Origin of the sequence: Enterobacter sichuanensis, assembly GCF_002939185.1 — a bacterium.
GTDB classification, from domain to species: Bacteria; Pseudomonadota; Gammaproteobacteria; order Enterobacterales; family Enterobacteriaceae; genus Enterobacter; species Enterobacter sichuanensis.
Map to the genome: position 1 here is coordinate 13,177 of NZ_POVL01000050.1, position 21,571 is coordinate 34,747.

At 55.4% G+C, this 21,571-nt stretch carries 22 protein-coding genes and 1 other RNA gene; 11 read left to right on the top strand and 12 right to left on the bottom strand.

Features of this window, described 5'->3' with window-relative positions:
- Positions 1 to 12: 12 nt before the first annotated feature.
- Together hutG and hutI are read right to left on the bottom strand one after the other, a co-directional pair.
- Positions 13 to 951, bottom strand: coding sequence for a formimidoylglutamase (gene hutG, locus C5687_RS19165; protein ID WP_104557575.1), 939 nt, complete (start codon positions 949 to 951; stop codon positions 13 to 15).
- Positions 948 to 2,171, bottom strand: a complete 1,224-nt coding sequence (hutI, locus tag C5687_RS19170) for an imidazolonepropionase (RefSeq protein WP_104557576.1) — start codon at positions 2,169 to 2,171, stop codon at positions 948 to 950. Before hutI ends, hutG begins: the two co-directional genes overlap by 4 nt.
- Positions 2,172 to 2,395: 224 nt before the next feature.
- Here hutI and C5687_RS19175 point away from each other — a divergent pair, with 224 nt between their 5' ends.
- A complete protein-coding gene (locus tag C5687_RS19175; protein WP_104557577.1) occupies positions 2,396 to 3,679 on the top strand; it encodes a putative acyl-CoA thioester hydrolase in 1,284 nt (427 codons plus the stop codon).
- Positions 3,680 to 3,734: 55 nt separating this feature from the next.
- Here C5687_RS19175 and C5687_RS25390 read toward each other — a convergent pair whose 3' ends face one another.
- Positions 3,735 to 3,803, bottom strand: a complete 69-nt coding sequence (locus C5687_RS25390) for a hypothetical protein (protein WP_373467657.1) — start codon at positions 3,801 to 3,803, stop codon at positions 3,735 to 3,737.
- 173 nt (positions 3,804 to 3,976) lie between these two features.
- Positions 3,977 to 4,972, bottom strand: a complete 996-nt coding sequence (gene pgl / locus C5687_RS19180) for a 6-phosphogluconolactonase (RefSeq protein ID WP_104557578.1) — start codon at positions 4,970 to 4,972, stop codon at positions 3,977 to 3,979.
- Positions 4,973 to 5,112: 140 nt separating this feature from the next.
- On the opposite strand from pgl, the gene C5687_RS19185 reads away from it, so the two are divergent.
- Entirely contained in the window at positions 5,113 to 5,931 is an 819-nt protein-coding gene (locus C5687_RS19185; protein WP_104557579.1) for a pyridoxal phosphatase, read from the top strand.
- Here the strand turns inward: C5687_RS19185 and modC are convergent, their stop codons facing one another.
- The 4 genes from modC to C5687_RS19205 all read right to left on the bottom strand — a co-directional run bounded on the left by modC (position 5,932) and on the right by C5687_RS19205 (position 8,783).
- Complete coding sequence (modC, locus tag C5687_RS19190; RefSeq protein WP_095441842.1) at positions 5,932 to 6,990, bottom strand: molybdenum ABC transporter ATP-binding protein ModC; 1,059 nt, start codon at positions 6,988 to 6,990, stop codon at positions 5,932 to 5,934. It abuts the gene before it with no gap.
- Positions 6,991 to 6,992: 2 nt separating this feature from the next.
- Entirely contained in the window at positions 6,993 to 7,682 is a 690-nt protein-coding gene (gene modB, locus C5687_RS19195) for a molybdate ABC transporter permease subunit (RefSeq protein ID WP_104557580.1), read from the bottom strand.
- On the bottom strand, positions 7,682 to 8,455 hold the full coding sequence (modA, locus tag C5687_RS19200; protein WP_104557581.1) for a molybdate ABC transporter substrate-binding protein: 774 nt from the start codon (positions 8,453 to 8,455) through the stop codon (positions 7,682 to 7,684). Before modA ends, modB begins: the two co-directional genes overlap by 1 nt.
- A 178-nt stretch (positions 8,456 to 8,633) precedes the next feature.
- A complete protein-coding gene (locus tag C5687_RS19205) occupies positions 8,634 to 8,783 on the bottom strand; it encodes an AcrZ family multidrug efflux pump-associated protein (protein ID WP_013097516.1) in 150 nt (49 codons plus the stop codon).
- 127 nt (positions 8,784 to 8,910) lie between these two features.
- Between C5687_RS19205 and modE the strand changes: the two genes are divergently transcribed.
- The 7 genes from modE (at position 8,911) to gpmA (ending at position 16,657) form a co-directional block, all read left to right on the top strand.
- Positions 8,911 to 9,699, top strand: a complete 789-nt coding sequence (gene modE, locus C5687_RS19210) for a molybdenum-dependent transcriptional regulator (protein ID WP_047958049.1) — start codon at positions 8,911 to 8,913, stop codon at positions 9,697 to 9,699.
- 67 nt (positions 9,700 to 9,766) lie between these two features.
- The gene (gene modF / locus C5687_RS19215; RefSeq protein ID WP_045285429.1) at positions 9,767 to 11,239 is read left to right on the top strand and encodes a molybdate ABC transporter ATP-binding protein ModF; all 1,473 of its coding nucleotides are present in this window, start codon (positions 9,767 to 9,769) and stop codon (positions 11,237 to 11,239) included.
- A 201-nt stretch (positions 11,240 to 11,440) separates the two neighbouring features.
- A complete protein-coding gene (galE, locus tag C5687_RS19220) occupies positions 11,441 to 12,457 on the top strand; it encodes a UDP-glucose 4-epimerase GalE (RefSeq protein ID WP_094919187.1) in 1,017 nt (338 codons plus the stop codon).
- A 9-nt stretch (positions 12,458 to 12,466) separates the two neighbouring features.
- The gene (gene galT, locus C5687_RS19225; protein WP_047958048.1) at positions 12,467 to 13,513 is read left to right on the top strand and encodes a galactose-1-phosphate uridylyltransferase; all 1,047 of its coding nucleotides are present in this window, start codon (positions 12,467 to 12,469) and stop codon (positions 13,511 to 13,513) included.
- A gap of 2 nt (positions 13,514 to 13,515) precedes the next feature.
- Positions 13,516 to 14,664: a galactokinase gene (gene galK / locus C5687_RS19230; protein WP_104557582.1), complete on the top strand. Its 1,149-nt coding sequence runs from the start codon at positions 13,516 to 13,518 to the stop codon at positions 14,662 to 14,664.
- Entirely contained in the window at positions 14,658 to 15,698 is a 1,041-nt protein-coding gene (galM, locus tag C5687_RS19235) for a galactose-1-epimerase (RefSeq protein WP_104557583.1), read from the top strand. Before galK ends, galM begins: the two co-directional genes overlap by 7 nt.
- A gap of 206 nt (positions 15,699 to 15,904) precedes the next feature.
- The gene (gene gpmA / locus C5687_RS19240) at positions 15,905 to 16,657 is read left to right on the top strand and encodes a 2,3-diphosphoglycerate-dependent phosphoglycerate mutase (protein WP_008501111.1); all 753 of its coding nucleotides are present in this window, start codon (positions 15,905 to 15,907) and stop codon (positions 16,655 to 16,657) included.
- A gap of 60 nt (positions 16,658 to 16,717) precedes the next feature.
- Here gpmA and aroG read toward each other — a convergent pair whose 3' ends face one another.
- On the bottom strand, positions 16,718 to 17,770 hold the full coding sequence (gene aroG / locus C5687_RS19245; protein ID WP_025757217.1) for a 3-deoxy-7-phosphoheptulonate synthase AroG: 1,053 nt from the start codon (positions 17,768 to 17,770) through the stop codon (positions 16,718 to 16,720).
- Positions 17,771 to 18,074: 304 nt separating this feature from the next.
- On the opposite strand from aroG, the gene C5687_RS19250 reads away from it, so the two are divergent.
- Both C5687_RS19250 and zitB read left to right on the top strand, forming a co-directional pair.
- Positions 18,075 to 18,455: a protein YbgS gene (locus tag C5687_RS19250; protein WP_104557584.1), complete on the top strand. Its 381-nt coding sequence runs from the start codon at positions 18,075 to 18,077 to the stop codon at positions 18,453 to 18,455.
- A 106-nt stretch (positions 18,456 to 18,561) separates the two neighbouring features.
- Complete coding sequence (gene zitB / locus C5687_RS19255) at positions 18,562 to 19,500, top strand: CDF family zinc transporter ZitB (RefSeq protein WP_104557585.1); 939 nt, start codon at positions 18,562 to 18,564, stop codon at positions 19,498 to 19,500.
- On the opposite strand, the gene pnuC is transcribed toward zitB, so the two are convergent.
- The 3 genes from pnuC to C5687_RS19270 form a co-directional block, all read right to left on the bottom strand.
- On the bottom strand, positions 19,497 to 20,216 hold the full coding sequence (gene pnuC, locus C5687_RS19260; RefSeq protein ID WP_047958044.1) for a nicotinamide riboside transporter PnuC: 720 nt from the start codon (positions 20,214 to 20,216) through the stop codon (positions 19,497 to 19,499). The two genes, zitB and pnuC, sit on opposite strands and share 4 nt — an antisense overlap.
- Before the next feature lie 22 nt (positions 20,217 to 20,238).
- A complete protein-coding gene (gene nadA / locus C5687_RS19265; protein ID WP_025757213.1) occupies positions 20,239 to 21,282 on the bottom strand; it encodes a quinolinate synthase NadA in 1,044 nt (347 codons plus the stop codon).
- Positions 21,283 to 21,473: 191 nt separating this feature from the next.
- Positions 21,474 to 21,571: non-coding RNA, RtT sRNA (locus tag C5687_RS19270), on the bottom strand; the annotation flags it as partial.

The window sequence follows — 21,571 nt, forward strand, 5'->3', positions numbered from 1 at the left end:
CCTTAAATGCTGTTATGCCCACCAGTGAGCAATTTGCCAGGCCAGACGGGCGGCGAGCTTTGCGCCCTGTCCGTCCCGATCGTAGTGCGGGTTAAACTCTACCAGATCGGCGGCCTGAAGCTTACCGCTACGGCAGATATGTTCGATAACAGGCAGGAGATCCAGAGCCGGTATGCCTAACGCAGCCGGTGCGGAAACAGCCGGCATTTCGCCTGCGGGCAGGACATCCAGATCGATCGTCAGGTAGATACAATCGGCCTGCGCCAGCACCTTTTCCACGGCGGATAACGCATCGCGTCGGAAATGGAGATCTTCCACCAGCGTGACGTTCAGGCGTTCAGCCTCATCCCACAGCGCCTGCGTGTTCGCCGCCCGGCTTATGCCTAAACAGGCGTAGCGAAATTCCCGCCCGCGTTCATCGCAATAGCGCGCCAGCTGGCGAAACGGCGTGCCAGACGTCGCACGGTCGGCCTTGCGCAGGTCAAGGTGTGCGTCAAGATTGATCACCGCCACGCGCTCGTCTGGGAAAGCATCCAGAATGCCCCGGCCATGCGCCCAGGCGGTCTCGTGCCCGCCGCCAAAGACCAGCGTGCGCATTCCGGACTGCTGGCAGGCGGTGACGGCATCGCTTAACGCCTGCTGCGCCGCTTCCAGCTCGTCTCCTTCCACACAGACCGAGCCCATATCCGCCAGCCGCTCGTGTCCCTGATGGCTCGCCATATTCGCCAGCGCCTTACGCAGGATATCCGGTGCCTGTCCGGCGCCGGGCCGGCCCTGATTGCGTTTCACCCCCTCATCACATTCAAAGCCTATCAGCGCAATGCCCTCTGGCAATGGGGTAAACGTTGCCTGCTGTTGTATGGTCTGAAAAATACGCGTTGCATTGCTGGCCTCAGCGCTGTCGTCACGCCCCTGCCAGACCGATTCTGCAACGGGCCGCCATAACCTCATACTGCCTCCCCACGGAAAATACGTTGATACAGCGGATTGCGTCCCGGCTCGTAGACCATCTCTACCGGATGATGAGCATCCCAGACGATAAAATCAGCGACGAAGCCTGCCCGTAGCTGTCCGTGGGTTTTACCGCGGCCCAGCGCCTGCGCGGCATGTCGCGTCACGCCAGCCCAGGCTTCTTCAGGCGTCAGGCCAAACTGTACGCAGGCCATGTTCATCGCCAGGTGCAGGCTGGCAAACGGGCTCGTCCCCGGGTTATAGTCGGTGGCGACAGCCATCGGCACACCCTGTTTTCTGAGCTGTTCCACCGGCGGACGCTGGCGCTCCTGAAGAAAATAGAATGCGCCGGGCAGCAGAACCGCCACCGTACCGCTTTGCGCCATCGCCTGAACGCCTGCATCATCCAGGTATTCGATATGATCGGCCGACAGCCCGTTAAATCGGCTAACCAGCGCCGCACCGCCCAGGTTTGAAAGCTGTTCCACATGCCCTTTTACCGGGATACCGAGCGCAGTCGCCGCCTGGAAGAGTCGCTCGGTTTGCGACGGCGTAAAGCCGACGTTTTCACAAAACACGTCCACCGCTTCAAACAGCTCTTTTTGCCACAGCGCGGGCATGATCTGCTCGCAGACCAGCGCAAGATACGCATCCGGATCGTGTTTGTATTCCGTCGGAACCGCATGCGCGGCCAGCAGCGTTGGGCTGATATCAATCGGGTTATTCAGGCTCAGCTGGCGTGCCACCTGCAGCATCTTCTCTTCGGCCTCGGCGTTTAGGCCATATCCGGACTTGATTTCGATGGTGGTGACACCTTCGTTCATCAGACGCTGAAGCCGCTGCTGCGCCAGCTTAAGCAGCGTTTCGGGTGAGCTGTTGCGCGTCGCCGTCACGGTAGCGTTAATTCCGCCGCCCTGCGCGCTGATGGTTTGATAAGAGACACCGTTCAGACGTTGCTCCCACTCCGCCGCGCGATCGCCGCCAAACACCAGGTGGGTATGGCAGTCAATCAGGCCTGGCGTCACCAGACGTCCCTGAAGATCGACGCAGTGACCGTGTCCATAAGGAATGTCAGATTCAGGAATCACGGCAAGGATGGTGTGGCCGCGCACGACCAGGGCGTGTTGCTCTTTCAGTCCATATGGCGCAGCAACATCTAGCGCCATTGTCGCCAGTCGCGCATTTCGCCATATTACATCGTCAGGAAGGATCTGCTGCATGGGCATTCCACTTGTCATGGGTTGTATAGACATTTATTTTCATCTGCCGTCTGCTGTCAACCGTAATAAGGGAAAATGTTATTTATTTGTGACGACTTTCCCGCCCCCTGCGGGCGAAAAATGCAACTTTTACCCTTTTTATCTTCCCGTTTCGCTCAACTTAGTATAAAAAAGCAGGCTATTTCGTCTGTCCCGTAAAGACTTGCATACCCAGGAGCTTCACCTTGAACATTTCCAGGATTTCCCGTCTGGCGTTGGCACTTGCCTTTGGCGTGACCTTATCCGCATGCAGTTCAACACCACCGGACCAGCGACCGTCTGAGCAGGTCGCCCCCGGCACCGCATCCCGCCCGATTTTGTCCGCGGATGAAGCGAAGAACTTCGATCGTGCGCACTACTTCTCGGCGATGGATCCTAACGCTGCGCCGTGGACCCCGTCTTCTATTAACCTGCCGAAACAGCCAGATTTCGTGGTTGGCCCGGCAGGTGCGCAGGGCGTAACGCATACCTCTATTCAGGCTGCGGTGGATGCTGCCATCACTAAACACAGCGCGTCTCGCCAGTACATTGCTATCCTGCCAGGTGAATACGAAGGCACCGTCTATGTTCCGGCGGCGCCAGGCAGCATTACCCTGTACGGTCTGGGCGAAAAAGCGATCGATGTTAAAATTGGCCTGGCGATTGATTCCGAAATCGACAGCAACGCCTGGCGTCATCTGGTCAACCCGGCTGGCAAATATATGCCGGGCAAACCGGCGTGGTATATGTTTGATAACTGCCAGAGCAAGCGTTCCGCCACCGTTGGCGTGATGTGCTCAGCGGTATTCTGGTCTCAGAATAACGGTCTGCAACTGCAAAACCTGACCATTCAGAATACCCTGGGTGACAGTGTTGATGCCGGTACCCACCAGGCCGTTGCGCTGCGTAGCGATGGCGATAAAGTCCAGATCAACAACGTCAACATTCTCGGCCGTCAGAACACCTTCTTCGTGACCAACAGCGGCGTGCAGAACACCCTGCAGAATAACCGACTGACCCGTACGCTGGTGACCAACAGCTACGTTGAAGGTGACGTGGATCTGGTTTCCGGTCGTGGTGCAGTGGTGTTTGATAACACGGACTTCCGCGTGGTGAACTCGCGTACCCAGCAGGAAGGCTATGTGTTTGCGCCAGCCACCCAGTCTAACCTGTTCTACGGTTTCCTTGCTGTGAACAGCCGCTTTAACGCTGCCGGTGACGGCGTGGCGCAGCTGGGTCGCTCCCTGGATGTGGACTCTGCGACCAACGGCCAGGTGGTGATCCGCGACAGCGTGATCAACGAAGGCTTCAATATGGCGAAGCCATGGGCCGATGCCGCGATTTCCAAACGTCCGTTCTCCGGCAATACCGGTACGGTGGATGATAAAGGGAACGTGCAGCGTAACCTGAACGACACTAACTTCAACCGCATGTGGGAATACAACAACCGCGGTCTGGGTAGCAACGTGGTGGCTGAGCCGAAGCAGTAATAAGATGAGAGTAAAAGGGGGAGTTCAATCCCCCTTTTTACTGCGACTGAATGCGTCAGGCTCCAAACTTAAGATACGCATCCAATAGTTGCATAATCGCAACCATGAGTTGCAGGAACAGAATTGTCTATTCCACACCGCTCATACGCCACTCCTTTGGTATAGAGCACTTCTCCTCTGGTTTACCTTTCCGCTGCCTGTCACCAGGGGTGTGTTGGTTACGTTTTGATGTGCTCACCCGGCTACCACCGGGCATAAAAAAACCTCGCATTCGCGAGGTTTTTTGTTTTGAGCCGCTTAATGAGCGTTTACCACCACCCACATCGGCCCCTGGCCGACGGCATAGCGCCCTTTCTCTTCCAGCAGACCCTGCTCGCCTTTAATTTCGTACAGCGCGATGTGGTGGGATTTCTGCCCCGCCGCAATCAGGAACTTACCGCTGTGATCGATATTAAAGCCGCGCGGCTGGGTTTCCGTTGGCTGGAAGCCTTCAATGGCCAGCACGCTGCCGTCCTCGGAGACGCTGAAAACGGTAATCAGGCTGGAGGTACGATCACAGGCGTAGAGATGACGACCATCTGGCGTGATGTGAATATCCGCCGCCCAGCGGGTGTCGGAGAAGTCAGACGGCATCATATCCAGCGTCTGCACACACTCAATCTGGCCGTTAGGATCTTTTAGTTCCCATACGTCCACAGAGCTGTTCAGCTCGTTCACCACGTAGGCATACTGCTGGTTCGGATGGAAGACCATATGACGCGGGCCCGCGCCTTCAACGGTAGTGACTTCCGCCGGATTCTGCGCCACCAGGTGACCATCGTCGCTCAGGGTGAACAGACAGATACGATCCTGCTTCAGCGCAGGCACCCACAGCGTGCGGTTATCCGGAGAGATATTCGCCGAGTGGCAGCCTTCCAACCCTTCCACTACATCCACGGTTTCAACCGGGATACCCTTTTCCAGACGCGTTACGCTAACGCAACCGGCGTTATACGAGCCGCTGAAGACAAAGTTGCCTTTACGATCGGTAGAAATGTGGGTTGGGCTGCCCGGCAATGACGCTTCGGCAGTGTAAGTCAGCGCGCCGTCGTCCGGAGAAATGCGATAGGCCAGCACGCGAAACTCCGGGCGCACACCCACGTACAAGAAACGTTTATCCGGGCTGATGACCATCGGCTGTACCTGGCCTGGCACATCAACAACCTGAACCAGCGTGAGTGTCCCTTCGGGATTTAAGCGCCAGACGTGGATCTGCTGGCTTTCAGGACTGGCGGTATAAACGGTTTGTTTCATGAATATTCACTCCTCACTGCGCATGAAAGTAGTTAACTTTTGACGGTGAATGCTGAATTGTCGACAGGAATTTTGAAGCCTTCGCCTCTCGGTGTACCATCCCATCAAAACGTAAATTCAATATTAACCCGGGAAAACAGATGAGCTCGCGTGTGATTGCTCTGGATTTAGACGGTACCTTACTGACGCCGCAAAAAACCCTTCTCCCCTCTTCTCTGGAAGCGCTTAAACGCGCGCAGGAAGCGGGATATCAACTCCTTATCGTAACGGGTCGACATCACGTTGCCATTCACCCTTTTTATCAGGCACTGGCGTTAGATACACCTGCAATTTGCTGTAATGGCACTTATTTGTATGATTATCAGGCAAAAAAGGTTTTAGCATCCGACCCGCTGCCGGTACCCCAGGCGCTGCAGTTGATTGATCTGCTTGATGAGCATGACGTTCACGGCCTGATGTATGTGGACAACGCAATGGTCTATGAGCGTCCAACCGGCCATGTGGTGCGCACCAGCAACTGGGCGTTGTCTCTGCCTGAAGCCCAGCGTCCGGTCTTTACTCAGGTTTCCTCCCTGCGTCAGGCCGCTCAGGATGTTGAGGCGATCTGGAAATTCGCCCTGACGGATGAAGATACCACCAAACTGAATAGCTTCGCGAAACACGTGGAACAGACGCTGGGTCTGGAGTGCGAATGGTCCTGGCACGATCAGGTGGACATTGCCCGCAAGGGCAACAGCAAAGGCAAGCGTCTGACGCAGTACGTGGAGTCCCAGGGCGGGTCGATGCAGGACGTGATTGCCTTTGGCGATAACTACAACGACATCAGCATGCTGGAAGCCGCCGGTACGGGCGTGGCGATGGGCAATGCCGATGATGCCGTGAAGGCGCGCGCCAACGTGGTGATTGGTGACAACACCTCCGACAGCATCGCGCAGTACATTTATACCCACCTGCTGTAATCAGGTAGTGATTGAGACGCTCTTGATTTGCGCGTAAAGCCACAGGCCGGGTTTGATCCCTAACTCATCCCTGGCCCAGGGGCTGATGCGCGCCCAGAGCGTTCTGCTCCCCACCTCCAGCTTCACTTCCACCTGGCCGTTGTCATCAAAACACTCCGCCACTTTGGCACGCAGAATATTTCGAATGCTGGTCTGCAGCGGGGGTTGTAAAACCAGCGAGACATCCGAGGCCTGAATGCGGATCCGCAGGACTGACTGCAGCGGTTTATCGATCCGGTTAACCCACAGATGCTGATCGCCCAATGCCAGCGCGGTCATCGCGTAGTGCGGATGGTGTTCCAGAACGCTCACTTTCAGAATGCTGCTCTGCTGCTCTTTGGGTAGCCAGGGATGCATTACGCTGCTGCCCCAAACCTCTTCCAGTTTGCCGAAGGCCTTCACGCTGCCCTCTTCCAGCACCAGCACGTTATCGGCCAGATGCAGGATCTCATCCAGCGAATGGCTGACGTAGAGCATCGGGATGTTGATTTCACGCGTCAGGCGCTGCAGATAAGGCAGGAGCTCACGTTTACGCGGAATATCCAGCGAGGCCAGCGGTTCGTCAAGCAGCAGCAGTTCGGGTGCGGTCAGCAACGCGCGGCCAATCGCCACGCGCTGTTTCTCTCCGCCGGAAAGCGAAGAAGGCAGCCTGTCGAGCAGCGGTTCAATACCTAACAGCGTGACCAGTTTATCAAACTGCGGAGCCATGCTTTTCGCCATACCGTAACGCAGGTTGCCGCGCACGCTGTAGTGCGGGAATAAGCGTGCATCCTGGAAAACATAGCCAATACGACGTTTATCAGGCGACAGGTATACCTTATTTTCCACGTCATTTAAGACGCGGTTATTCAATACAATCCGTCCTGACTGCGGACGGGTCAGGCCGCTTATCGCATTGATCAACGACGTTTTGCCCGCCCCTGAGACGCCAAAAATGGCGGTGATACCGCTTGCAGGCAGCGTCTCGTTAAGCGTCAGGGTATGGTTTCCCAGCGTCTGGGTGAAATGAAGCTCAAGCATGTCTATTTCCCCATCCGCTCACGACTGACTCTCGCCAGCCATTCCGACACCAGCAGCGATACCAGGGCTAACACAATGGAGATGATGCACAGCCGCGCTGAGGCCCCCTCTCCCCCCGGCGTCTGGATCAGGGTATACATGGCCGAAGGAAGGGTTCGCGTCTCGCCGGGAATGTTCGACACAAAGGTGATCGTGGCGCCAAACTCGCCGAGCGACCGGGCGAAGGCCAGCACCGTGCCGACAATAATACCCGGCAGCGTGAGTGGAAGCGTGATGGTGAAAAAGACGCGCCAGCGCCCGGCACCCAGCGTGCGGGCTGCCTGTTCGAGCTTCATGTCCACACCTTCCAGCGCAAGGCGGATTGCTCTCACCATCAGCGGGAATGACATCACCGCTGCCGCCAGGACCGCCCCGCGCCAGCTAAACGCAAACGTCAGCCCAAACCAGTCATAAAGTTTTTCGCCAATAAAACCGCGTCGCCCCATCGAAATCAGCAGCAGATAACCTACCACCACGGGCGGCAACACGAGCGGAAGATGCAGCACGCTGTCTAGCAGCGCTTTGCCGGGAAACTGACAGCGAACCAGTAACCAGGCAAAGAAGATCCCAAAGGGCAAACTCAGCGCAACCGCCAGGGAAGAAACTTTCAGGCTCAGCAGAACAGCCTGCCATTCAGGATCGGTCAATATCATCAGTGAGTCGTAAATCCATAACGTTTAAAGATTGCGGACGCGTGCGGCCCCTTCAGATAATCGCGGAAAGCCGTTACGGTCGCATTTTTATGTCCATCAACAATCGCAACAGGGTATTCCACTTTCTTGTGGGAGTCTTCCGGGAACGTTGCGACCACTTTCACCCCCTTGCTGGCCACGGCATCAGAGCCGTAGACAATGCCCAGCGGGGCTTCGTTGCGTTCCACCAGCGCCAGTGCGCCGCGAACATCTTCTGCTGGCGCTAGTTTCGGCGACAGCGTCTCCCACGCGCCCAGTTTTTGCAGCGCTTCTTTGGCGTAAATGCCGGCCGGAACATGATCCGGGTCACCCACCGCCAGACGTCCCTCGTTCAGAAGCCGGGTCCAGTCTGTTGCTTTGTTGATGGTGATGTCAGCCTGGGCACTGGCTTTCGGCGCCACGACAACCAGGCTATTACCCAGCAGCGTTTCGCGGGTTGACGCATCGATCGCTTTTTTCTCCGCTGCGTAATCCATCCACTTCTGGTCCGCCGAGATGAACAGATCCGCCGGTGCGCCCGCTTCTATCTGGCGCGCCAGCGTAGAGGAAGAGGCAAACGAGGAGACCACCTCGACGTTGCTCTCTTTTTTATACGCCGCCGCGATATCCTGCAGCGCATTGGTCAGCGACGCCGCCGCAAAGACCGTAATTTTGCCGTCGTCCGCCAGCGCGTGTCCGGTAAGCGAAAGCGTCAGCGCAGCCCCTGCGAAAAGGCGTCCCCATGAACGTGCCATTTGTCACTCCTGTCAGTAGCGTTATATACGCATTAATATAACGAGAACGTCAGGGAGATCCCAGCGTTTATTCGTACCGCTCAAGGGGTAAACCGGTGTCATCTGTAAAAGAATATCGGTGAAAAGAAGAAAAACTTGAGAGCAAAACGCCCGGACTGGCCGGGCGTTTTGTGGGGAATCAATGCTGTTTTTTAGCGCGGTCTCTGTGACCAATGTTCGAAAAGACGTTGAACACTTCACCCAGGCCGTAGATGGCACCGAGGATGATGGCCATCACTACTGGTACCATGATCACGGCGAATACCAGACTTTTCAACAACTCTAACATGGTTTTCTCCAGATATTGTGAGTGGCTTATTCTACCCTTTCAGGTGAGAAAAACATCCCCTTTTGTGCGGTACCCTTTGCGCCCTGCACCATTTGGGTCACAATACCCTTTTTGCCAGGATACTGTTATGCAGGCCGAAATTCTCCTTACTCTAAGACTTCAGCAAAAGCTTTTCGCCGATCCGCGACGTATCACCCTGCTTAAACAGATAGAACAAACGGGCTCAATTAGCCAGGGGGCGAAAAATGCCGGGATCAGCTATAAAAGCGCCTGGGATGCCATCAATGAGATGAACACCCTGAGTGAACATCTGCTGGTAGACAGGGCCACGGGCGGCAAAGGCGGAGGTGGCGCAATCGTCACACGTTACGGCCAGCGCCTTATTCAGCTTTACGATCTGCTGGCCCGGATCCAGCAAAAAGCGTTTGATGTGCTGAGTGACGACGATAACGTGCCGCTGGACAGTTTGCTGGCCGCTATTTCCCGCTTCTCATTACAAACCAGCGCCCGCAACCAGTGGTTTGGCACGGTGACGGCGCGCGATAATCTGCAGATACAGCAGCATATCGAGATCCTGCTTGCCGATGGTACCACCCGTCTGAAAGCCGCCATCACGGCGCAGAGCGCAGAACGTCTTGGACTCGATGAAGGAAAAGAGGTGCTGGTGTTGCTGAAAGCGCCGTGGGTCAACGTCACACGCAATCCCGATACGGCAAAGGCAGCAGATAACCAGCTTCAGGGCACCATCAGCCGTATCGAACGCGGCGAAGCGCAGTGCGAAGTGCTGATGACCCTGGCAGACGGGCAAATGCTGTGCGCGACGGTACCCCTCAGCGAGGCGGACGATTTAGAAGAAGGTGCTGTCGTCACCGCCTGGTTCAATGCAGACCGGGTGATTATCGCCACTTTGTGCTAAGCACATTGACAATCGTACCGACAGTGCGTATCCCTGATAACTATTGCTGCAAAAACAGGGATAAATCATGTCATCATTGCATATTTCGCAAGGCACGTTTCGTCTTGGCGATACCCGAACGCTGACGATTGCTGATTTGACAATACGCGCAGGTGAAAGCTGGGCGTTTGTCGGCACCAACGGCAGCGGTAAATCTGCGCTGGCCCGCGCGCTGGCCGGAGAGCTTCCCCTCCTTAAGGGTGAAAACCAGAGCGAGTTTACCCGCCTGACGCGCCTCTCATTTGAACAACTGCAAAAGTTGGTGAGCGACGAGTGGCAGCGCAACAACACCGATTTACTCAGCCCGGGCGAAGACGATACCGGCCGCACGACGGCGGAAATCATTCAGGATGAGGTGAAGGATCCTGCCCGCTGTCAGCGCCTGGCAGAACAGTTTGGCATTTCCGCCCTGCTGACCCGACGCTTCAAATACCTCTCCACCGGTGAGACGCGGAAAACGCTGCTTTGTCAGGCCCTGATGAGCGAGCCTGAGTTGCTGATCCTCGACGAACCATTCGACGGCCTTGACGTGCAGTCCCGTGCGCAGCTGGCAGCCCTGCTGGCGTCGCTGAATCAGCAGGGATATACCCTCGTGCTGGTGCTTAACCGCTTTGATGAGATCCCGGATTTTATCCAGCATGCAGGCGTACTGGCCGATTGTAATCTGGCCGAGACAGGGGAAAAATCGGCGCTGCTTAAGCAGGCGCTCATCGCCCAGCTCGCACACAGCGAACGGCTTGACGGAATGACCCTTCCGGAACCCGACGCCCCTTCGGCTCGCCACGCGCTTGATCCCCACCAGCCGCGCATCGTGCTGCGTGATGGCGTAGTCTCGTATGACGATCGCCCAATCCTTAATCACCTGAGCTGGACGGTTAATCCTGGGGAGCACTGGCAAATTGTCGGCCCCAACGGCGCGGGAAAATCGACGCTGCTGAGTCTGATCACCGGCGATCACCCGCAGGGTTATAGCAACGATCTGACGCTGTTTGGCCGGCGTCGCGGCAGCGGTGAAACTATCTGGGATATCAAAAAACATATTGGCTACGTCAGCAGCAGCCTGCATCTGGATTACCGGGTCAGCACCACGGTACGCAACGTGATCCTCTCTGGCTATTTTGATTCCATCGGCATTTATCAGGCGGTATCGGATAAACAGCAAAAGCTGGCTCAGCAGTGGCTGGACATTCTGGGCATGGATAACCGGGTCGCTGACGCGCCGTTTCATAGCCTGTCATGGGGACAGCAGCGCCTGGCGCTGATCGTGCGCGCACTGGTGAAACATCCTACGCTGCTCATTCTGGATGAACCCCTTCAGGGGCTGGATCCGCTCAATCGACAACTTATCCGCCGCTTTGTGGATGTGCTGATTAGCGAAGGCGAGACGCAGCTGCTGTTCGTTTCACACCATGCCGAGGATGCCCCTGCCTGCATCACGCATCGTCTTGAATTTGTTCCGGACGGGGAACAGTATCATTATCAGCTCAGCAAAATCGATTAACCTTCGGAGGGCCAGGCCCTCCGTTTTTCAGATAACCTGCACTAAGACATCTCTATCCTGTTGATCTACAATGCCTCATGGCCGCTGAAAATCGGATTTTAAAAACAGTGTAAACGATTCCACTATTTTATCCCATGTCACACTTTTCGCGTCTCTGTTATGCTATGGTTATTACATACCATAAGCCCAATGGAGCGAATTATGCGAGTTCTGGTAACAGGTGGTAGCGGTTACATAGGTAGTCATACCTGCGTGCAGCTGCTGCAAAACGGTCATGATGTCATCATCCTCGATAACCTGTGCAACAGTAAGCGCAGCGTGCTGCCTGTGATTGAACGTCTTGGCGGGAAACAGCCCACTTTCGTCGAAGGCGACATCCGCAATGAAGCGCTGATGACCGAGATCCTTCACGACCATGCCATTGAAACGGTGATCCACTTCGCCGGTCTGAAAGCCGTCGGTGAGTCGGTCGCAAAGCCGCTCGAGTATTACGACAATAACGTCAACGGTACGCTGCGTTTAATCTCTGCGATGCGCGCCGCAAACGTGAAGAACTTCATCTTCAGCTCTTCCGCGACCGTCTATGGCGATCAGCCTAAAATTCCTTACGTTGAAAGCTTCCCAACCGGTACGCCACAAAGCCCTTATGGCAAGAGCAAACTGATGGTGGAGCAGATCCTGACCGATCTGCAAAAAGCACAGCCTGAGTGGAGCATCGCATTGCTGCGCTACTTCAACCCGGTGGGCGCCCATCCGTCTGGCGATATGGGTGAAGATCCGCAGGGCATTCCGAATAACCTGATGCCGTATATCGCCCAGGTGGCGGTGGGTCGTCGTGAGTCACTGGCTATTTTCGGCAATGATTATCCGACTGAAGATGGCACCGGCGTGCGTGACTATATTCACGTGATGGATCTGGCTGACGGCCACGTGGCGGCGATGCAGCAGCTGGCCGACAAACCGGGCGTACATATTTACAACCTCGGCGCCGGTATTGGCAGCAGCGTGCTGGATGTGGTTAACGCCTTCAGCAAAGCCTGCGGCAAGCCGGTGAACTACCACTTCGCTCCGCGTCGCGAAGGCGATCTCCCGGCGTACTGGGCCGATGCCTCCAAAGCCGACAGAGAGCTTAACTGGCGTGTCACCCGCACGCTTGATGAAATGGCACAGGATACCTGGCACTGGCAGTCGCGCCATCCGCAGGGGTATCCGGACTAAGGATCCGTCATGACTTCGTTTAATCCCGTCGATCATCCGCATCGTCGTTTTAACCCGCTAAGCGGGCAATGGATTTTGGTTTCTCCGCATCGCGCCAAGCGCCCCTGGCAGGGGGCGCAAGAGACGCCTGCGAAACAAACGCTGCCACAGCACGACCCGGACTGCTTCCTGTGTCCGGGCAACACGCGCGTAACGGGAGATAAAAACCCGGACTATAAAGGCACCTTCGTTTTTACCAATGATTTTGCCGCCCTGATGACCGACACGCCGGACGCGCCTGCGAGCCACGACCCGCTGATGCGCTGTGAAAGCGCCCGCGGGACCAGCCGTGTGATCTGCTTCTCGCCCGATCACAGCAAAACGCTGCCGGAGCTGAGCGTTGAGGCACTGCAAGAGGTGGTCAGTACCTGGCAGGCTCAAACCGCGGAGCTGGGCCAGACTTACCCGTGGGTACAGGTATTTGAAAATAAAGGCGCGGCCATGGGCTGCTCTAACCCGCACCCGCATGGTCAGATCTGGGCGAACAGTTTCCTGCCCAATGAAGCCGAGCGTGAGGACCGTCTGCAGAAAGCCTATTACGCCGAAAATGGCTCGCCAATGCTGGTGGATTACACGCAGCGCGAACGGGCCGACGGCAGCCGGACCGTGGTGGAAACTGAACACTGGCTGGCCGTTGTGCCTTACTGGGCAGCCTGGCCGTTTGAAACGCTGCTGCTGCCGAAATCGCACGTTCAGCGCATCACCGATCTCAGCGACGCGCAGCGCGACGACCTTGCTCTGGCGCTGAAAAAACTGACCAGCCGTTACGACAACCTGTTCCAGTGCTCCTTCCCGTACTCAATGGGCTGGCACGGCGCACCGTTTAACGGGGAAGAGAATCAACACTGGCAGTTGCATGCCCATTTCTATCCGCCGCTGCTGCGCTCCGCGACGGTGCGTAAATTTATGGTGGGCTATGAAATGCTGGCGGAAACCCAGCGTGACCTGACGGCGGAACAGGCGGCAGAACGTCTGCGTGCCGTTAGCGACGTCCACTATCGCGAATCAGGAGTCTAAAAATGAGTCTGAAAGATAAAACACAATCCCTGTTTGCTGAAAAATTTGGCTACCCTGCTACCCACGTTATCCAGGCACCTGGCCGCGTTAACCTGATTGGTGAACACACCGACTACAACGACGGTTTTGTTCTGCCCTGCGCCATTGACTACCAGACGGTCATCAGCTGTGCAAAACGCGACGATCGTAAAGTCCGCGTGATTGCCGCAGATTACGGTAATGAGACGGACGAATTTTCCCTCGATGCTCCGATTGTGACGCACGACAGCCAGCAGTGGTCTAACTACGTGCGCGGCGTAGTGAAACATCTGCAAAAACGTAATAAGAATTTTGGTGGTGCGGATCTCGTCATCAGCGGCAACGTGCCGCAGGGTGCGGGCTTAAGCTCTTCTGCGTCTCTGGAAGTCGCCGTTGGCACCGTCTTCCAGCAGCTTTATCATCTGCCGCTGGATGGCGCGCAAATTGCGCTCAATGGTCAGGAAGCGGAAAACCAGTTCGTGGGCTGTAACTGCGGCATCATGGACCAGCTGATCTCCGCGCTGGGCAAAAAAGAACACGCGCTGCTGATCGACTGCCGGACGCTAGGCACCAAAGCCGTTCCTCTGCCAAAAGGCGCGGCAGTCGTGATTATCAACAGTAACTTTAAACGCACGCTGGTGGGCAGCGAATACAACACGCGCCGCGAACAATGTGAAACGGGCGCTCGCTTCTTCCAGCAATCTGCCCTGCGCGATGTTACGCTTAATGAATTCAATAAAGTGGCACACGAGCTGGATCCTATTGTCGCCAAACGCGTTCGTCACGTACTGACAGAAAACGCCCGTACCGTTGAAGCGGCGTCCGCGCTGGCGAAAGGCGATTTGAAACGTATGGGTGAGCTGATGGCGGAATCGCATGCCTCCATGCGTGATGATTTTGAAATCACCGTTCCGCAGATTGATACGCTGGTTGAGATCGTGAAAGCGGCAATTGGCGATAAAGGCGGCGTACGTATGACCGGCGGTGGCTTCGGGGGCTGTATTGTTGCCCTGGTGCCGGAAGAACTCGTTCCTGCCATCCAGCAGGCGGTGGAGAAACAGTACGAAGCAAAAACAGGTATTAAAGAAACTTTCTACGTGTGCAAAGCATCACAAGGAGCCGGACAGTGCTAAACGAAACACCCACCCTCGCATCGGATGGTCTGCCGTATCGCCTGTTAACCCTGCGCAACAGCGCAGGGATGGTGGTTACGCTAATGGACTGGGGAGCCACGCTGCTCTCTGCCCGCGTCCCCATGCCGGATGGCAGCGTACGCGAAACCCTTCTCGGTTGCGCCTCGCCTGAGCAGTATATTCATCAGTCCGCCTATCTGGGCGCGTCTGTCGGGCGCTATGCTAACCGCATCGCGAAAAGCCGTTTTGAACTCGACGGCGCGCAATACACCCTGCTTCCAAGCCAGGGTGAGAACCAGCTCCACGGCGGGCCGGAAGGCTTTGATAAACGCCGCTGGAAAATTGTCCGGCAAAACGATGGCGAAGTTCTGTTCTCGCTGGATTCCCATGATGGCGATCAGGGCTTCCCGGGTAATCTTACTGCTTTCGCGCGCTTTACGTTGACCGACGACAACCGTATCGCCATTGAATACCGTGCAACCGTCGACAAGCCGTGTCCGGTCAACCTGACCAACCACGCGTATTTTAATCTGGACGGTAACCAGTGCGACGTACGTAACCACAAGCTGCAACTCCTTGCCGATGATTATTTGCCGGTTGACGAGATGGGCATTCCGTATCAGGGTCTGAAATCCGTGAACGGCACCAGCTTTGACTTCCGCCGCGCGAAAACGATCGCCCAGGATTTCCTGAGCGATGACGATCAGCGCAAGGTGAAAGGTTACGACCATGCGTTCCTGCTGCAGGCAAAAGGCGATGTGAAGCAGCCTGCCGCGCAGGTCTGGTCCAGCGATGAGAAGCTGCAGATGACGGTTTACACCACCGCGCCTGCCCTGCAATTCTACTCTGGTAACTTCCTTGGCGGCACGACGGCGCGCGAACACGTTGAGTACAGCGACTGGCAAGGGCTGGCGCTGGAGAGCGAGTTCCTGCCGGACAGCCCGAATCATCCGGAATGGCCGCAGCCAGACTGTGTGCTACGCCCGGGTGAAGAGTACGTGAGCGTGACGGAATACCATTTTATTCCGCATTGATTCTCAGCCCTCCCATCAGAGGGCTTTTTTCTGCACGCTTTGCTGAAAATAGCGCCGATCGCAGACAAAATCATAACCCTGGATTCACAAGCATCTTACACTCAGAGACTATTTTCGCTATGGTTAGGGTTAAGCGTTGCTGCTGGCACGGCCACGGCAATATAATGAGAATTGTTATCATTCTAAAAATGCTTGAGGAGTAAGAGATGGCTATTACTAAGCTGGTCCTGGTACGTCACGGCGAAAGCCAGTGGAACAACGAAAACCGCTTTACCGGTTGGTACGACGTTGATCTGTCTGAAAAAGGCGTAAGCGAAGCAAAAGCAGCGGGTAAACTGCTGAAGGAAGAAGGCTTCAGCTTTGATTTTGCTTACACCTCTGTGCTGAAACGTGCCATCCACACCCTGTGGAACGTGCTGGACGAACTGGATCAGGCCTGGCTGCCGGTTGAGAAATCCTGGAAACTAAACGAGCGTCATTACGGTGCGCTGCAGGGTCTGAACAAAGCCGAAACCGCTGAGAAATACGGTGATGAGCAGGTTAAACAGTGGCGTCGCGGCTTCGCGGTTACCCCACCAGAGCTGACCAAAGATGACGAGCGTTACCCGGGCCACGACCCACGCTACGCAAAACTGACTGACGCTGAGCTGCCAACCACCGAGAGCCTGGCCCTGACCATCGACCGCGTTGTGCCTTACTGGAACGAAACCATTCTGCCACGCCTGAAAAGCGGTGAGCGCGTGATCATCGCCGCTCACGGTAACTCCCTGCGTGCGCTGGTGAAATACCTGGACAACATGGGCGAAGATGAAATTCTCGAACTGAACATCCCAACCGGCGTACCGCTGGTGTATGAGTTCGACGAGAACTTCAAACCAATCAAACACTACTATCTGGGTAACGCAGATGAGATCGCGGCGAAAGCAGCGGCTGTTGCGAACCAGGGTAAAGCGAAGTAATTTTCGCCAGCCATAAAAAAAGCGCGGAACCTTCCGCGCTTTTTTATTTCCCCAACCGGATTAACCGCGACGCGCTTTTACCGCATTCGCCAGCTGACGGAGGATCGTGTCGGTGTCGTCCCAGCCGATGCAGGCATCGGTGACGCTTTTACCATAAACCAGCGGCTCGCTGCCTTCCAGGTTCTGGTTACCTTCAACCAGATGACTTTCGATCATCACCCCAATCACCGCTTTCTCGCCACCGGCAATCTGCTGACAGACATCTGCGCCCACTTCCATCTGTTTTTTAAACTGCTTGCTGGAGTTCGCGTGGCTGAAGTCAATCATCACCTGCGGTGGCAGCCCTGCTTTCTCCAGCCCAACTTTGACTTCTGCCACATGTTTTGCGCTGTAGTTCGGCTCTTTACCGCCGCGCAGAATGATATGGCAGTCACCGTTACCGCTGGTGTTAACGATGGCAGAGTGTCCCCATTTGGTCACGGACAGGAAGCAGTGCGGCGCACCTGCGGCATTGATGGCATCAATCGCGACCTTGATTGTGCCGTCGGTACCGTTTTTAAAACCTACCGGGCAAGAGAGGCCGGACGCCAGCTCACGGTGAACCTGAGACTCCGTGGTGCGCGCACCAATCGCCCCCCAGCTCATCAGGTCAGCCAGATACTGTGGCGTAATCATATCCAGGAACTCACCGGCTGCAGGCAGGCCACTGTCGTTGATTTCGAGCAGCAGCTTACGGGCAATACGCAGGCCGTCGTTGATCTGGAAGCTATTGTCCATATGTGGATCGTTAATCAGCCCTTTCCAGCCCACCGTGGTACGCGGTTTTTCAAAGTAAACGCGCATCACGATCTCCAGCTCGCCTTTCAGCTCTTCACGCAGGGTGAGCAGACGGGCAGCGTACTCTTTCGCGGCTGCAGGGTCGTGTATGGAGCATGGGCCAATCACCACCAGAAGACGATCGTCATTACCTTTCAGGATCTTGTGGATCGCTTTACGAGCATGAGAAACCGTGTTTGCGGCATTTTCAGTGGCGGGGAATTTCTCAAGGAGTGCTACAGGAGGTAATAACTCATTGATCTCTTTAATGCGTAAATCGTCGTTCTGATAATTCATTTTCTTTCCATCTCTGCCATATCTTTAGTAATGAAAGCAATCCTTTCAATCTATCTTGTCGACCAGGAAGTGTAAACACGGTTTTACACTTCGCGCAGATAATTCCTGGAATTCGCCTAAAAATCGCCACAAAATAGCGAAAAACGAGATCTAACCTAAGCTTTTTAACTGTAACAACCATTTTTAAACGCTTAAACGCGATTCCGTACTGACGTAAGTCGGTAAGGCGGGATCTTTCGCCTTTGAAAAAGATGCACTGTTGGAGAATGTTATCCAGCGTAACGACAAGAACAGGAGCACCATGATGAAAATGACGAAACTGGCAACCCTCTTCCTGACTGCCACACTCACTCTGGCAAGCGGCAGCGTCCTTGCCGCTGAAACGGGCAACTCAGACAACAACGGTGATGCCAATGCGGCAGCATCAGCAGGCCAGGTTGCCCCTGATGCAAAACAGAATATCGCCCCGAATAATGTCGATAACAACCAGATTAATACCGGCAACACCAACACCGGGGGCACCATGTTGCACCCGAACGGTAGTGGTTCCGGTACCATGAATCATGACAACATGAGTTCGGATGAAGTCCATAAGAACTCGATGTGTAAAGACGGCAAATGCCCGGATCCCAACGACAAAGTGGGTAATGACGCCAATACCAAAACCGATGGCACGACCCAGTAATCTGTTGTGATCGGGAAGAAACAGGAGATCTCAGGCTCTCCTTTCTTTTTGGAGTAACCTATTAAAAACGCTACACTAAAAACAATAACACACCAGGAAAGCACACATGGCGCATACCCATTCGCACTCACACACTCCCGGCAACGACAACGCTAAACGACTGATGCTGGCCTTTGGCGTCACGGCAACCTTTATGGTGATCGAGGTCATTGGCGGGCTGGTTTCCGGCTCTCTGGCGCTTCTGGCTGATGCCGGACATATGCTGACCGACGCAGCCGCGCTGCTCTTCGCCCTGCTGGCCGTGCAGTTTGCTCGTCGTCCTCCGAACGCGCGCCATACCTTCGGCTGGCTGAGGCTGACAACCCTTGCCGCGTTTGTTAACGCCATTGCGCTGGTGGTCATTACCGTGCTTATCGTCTGGGAAGCGGTACAGCGCTTCAGACACCCTCAGCCGATCGCCGGGACAACAATGATGGTGATTGCCGTGGCCGGACTGCTGGCGAATATTCTGGCCTTCTGGATTTTGCACCGAGGGAGTGGGGAGAAGAACCTCAACGTGCGCGCGGCTGCCCTGCATGTACTGGGGGATTTGCTCGGCTCAGTCGGGGCGATTGTGGCCGCACTGGTGATCCTCTATACCGGCTGGACGCCCGTCGATCCGATTTTGTCCGTGCTGGTGTCGTGTCTGGTCTTGCGCAGCGCCTGGCGTCTGCTGAAGGAGAGCGTTAATGAACTGCTTGAAGGGGCGCCGACATCCATGGATATCGACGAGCTGAAGCGTAACCTGCGCCGCTCAGTTCCGGAAGTACGCAACGTTCATCATGTGCACGTCTGGCTGGTAGGGGAAAAACCAGTCATGACAATGCACGTCCAGGTGATCCCGCCTCACGACCATGATGCGCTCCTTGACCGCATCCAGCATTTTCTTGAACATCACTACGACATTGGCCACGCCACCATCCAGATGGAGTACCAGCCCTGTAACGGGCCAGACTGCCACCTTAACGAGGCGCAGGCTGGCCATTCACATCATCATCACCCTTAACGGGAAAGCGCGTGAGAGCCTCGCTCACGCGCGCTGTTAATCCACATACGACTACCATTCAGCGCGATGAAGGTCAGCAGCAGATATTCCAGCGACATGGCATACACACCCTGCAGAGCAAAAATCACCACGCTGATGACGTTAATGATGACCCACAGCAGCCAGTTCTCAACGTATTTACGGGTCATGAGGATCATCGCCGCAATCGACAGCACCATCATGCAGGAATCCCAGAACGGGAAGGCGTCCGGCTGCAGTTCCGGCATCGTCACATGCAAACCGATACCGGACATGACCGCCACGGCAATTTGGGTCAGGAATGCAAATACCGGATTGATATAGACCGTCATTAAACCAATGGCAACCACGCACGCGACAAACCAGGCGATGGCTTTCGGTAAGGGTAGCCAGCGGATCTGCAACTCCGCCTCCTGCTGACTGTTCTGCCGCGACCACGCGTACCATCCGTAGATATTTGCCGCAAAGAAGAACAGCTGCAAAAGCAGGCTGGCGTACAGCTGGATCTGGAAGAAGATAATCGCAAACAGCGTAACGTTAATGAGCCCAAACGCGTAATTACTGATCTTCTCCAGGCTTGCCAGCCAGATACACAATAATCCTGCCAGCGTACCAACCGCCTCAATCCATGACAGGTCATAGCCACCTGCACCAATCGGTATATGAACCAGAATGTTCTGTGTGCTAAAAAAATCCATCTTTTCCCCAGAGCGTTTTGAATTAAGTACGAAGTGTAGCCGCAAAATCCAGCATGCGGTTAAGTGGAACTAACGCGCCTTCACGCAGGGCAGCATCCACATGGATTTCATGCGCCGCACCGCCGGTTTCTAACCCTTCGGCAATGGCTTTCAGACCGTTCATCGCCATCCACGGACAGTGCGCACAGCTGCGGCACGTTGCCCCCTCACCTGCCGTGGGTGCTTCAAGAAGCTCTTTTTCCGGCACGGCCTGCTGCATCTTATAAAAGATACCGCGATCGGTCGCCACAATAAGCTGCTTGTGAGGCAACGTCCTGGCCGCGTTGATAAGCTGGCTGGTGGAGCCCACGGCGTCCGCCATGTCGACAATTGACTGTGGTGATTCAGGGTGAACCAGAATGGCCGCGTCAGGATAAAGCGCCTTCATGCGCGCCAGCGCCTGGGTCTTGAACTCGTCGTGCACAATGCATGCGCCCTGCCAGCAGAGGACGTCTGCCCCCGTCTGCTTCTGGACATAATTACCGAGATGGCGGTCAGGTGCCCAGATAATTTTCTCACCCAGGCTATCCAGGTGTTCGATCAGTTCAACGGCGATACTCGATGTGACCACCCAGTCAGCGCGCGCTTTTACCGCCGCGGAAGTGTTGGCGTACACCACAACCGTACGGTCAGGGTGGGCGTCACAGAAAGCGCTAAATTCATCAATGGGGCAGCCGAGGTCCAGTGAACACTCCGCATTAAGCGTAGGCATCAGAATGGTTTTTTCAGGGCTGAGGATCTTTGCCGTTTCGCCCATAAAACGCACCCCTGCGACCAGCAGCGTGGAGGCTGGATGCCGTGCACCGAAGCGCGCCATCTCCAGTGAGTCAGAAATACAGCCTCCTGTCTCTTCCGCCAGTTGCTGGATTTCCGGATCGGTATAGTAATGCGCCACCATCACCGCATCTCGCTCTTTGAGAAGACGCTTGATTTTCTCTCGGTAGAACTGTTTTTCATCCACGCTTAGCGGGACAGGCTTTGGCGGAAACGGATAGATTGCGGCTTCAGGATCAAACATCACGCTCATTATGGCTTCTCGTTTTACTGGCTTAACAATATTGCCTTTCTTTTGCCTGACATAGCAAAACGCATGGCAATTGTGTTTTGTATACTAAACAAGATAGCGAATCTGAAGTGAAAAGTCACCGGGAATAGATATGCGGAGCATTTGTTGCATCGCAGATAGCAAAAAAGCGCCTTTAGGGCGCTTTTTAACATTGGTGGGTCGTGCAGGATGACTCGGCGTTGCCTCGCCCTTCGGGCCGTTGCTAAAGCAACGTTATCCTTCACGTTTGATAGCTGAGTAAGATATCAAA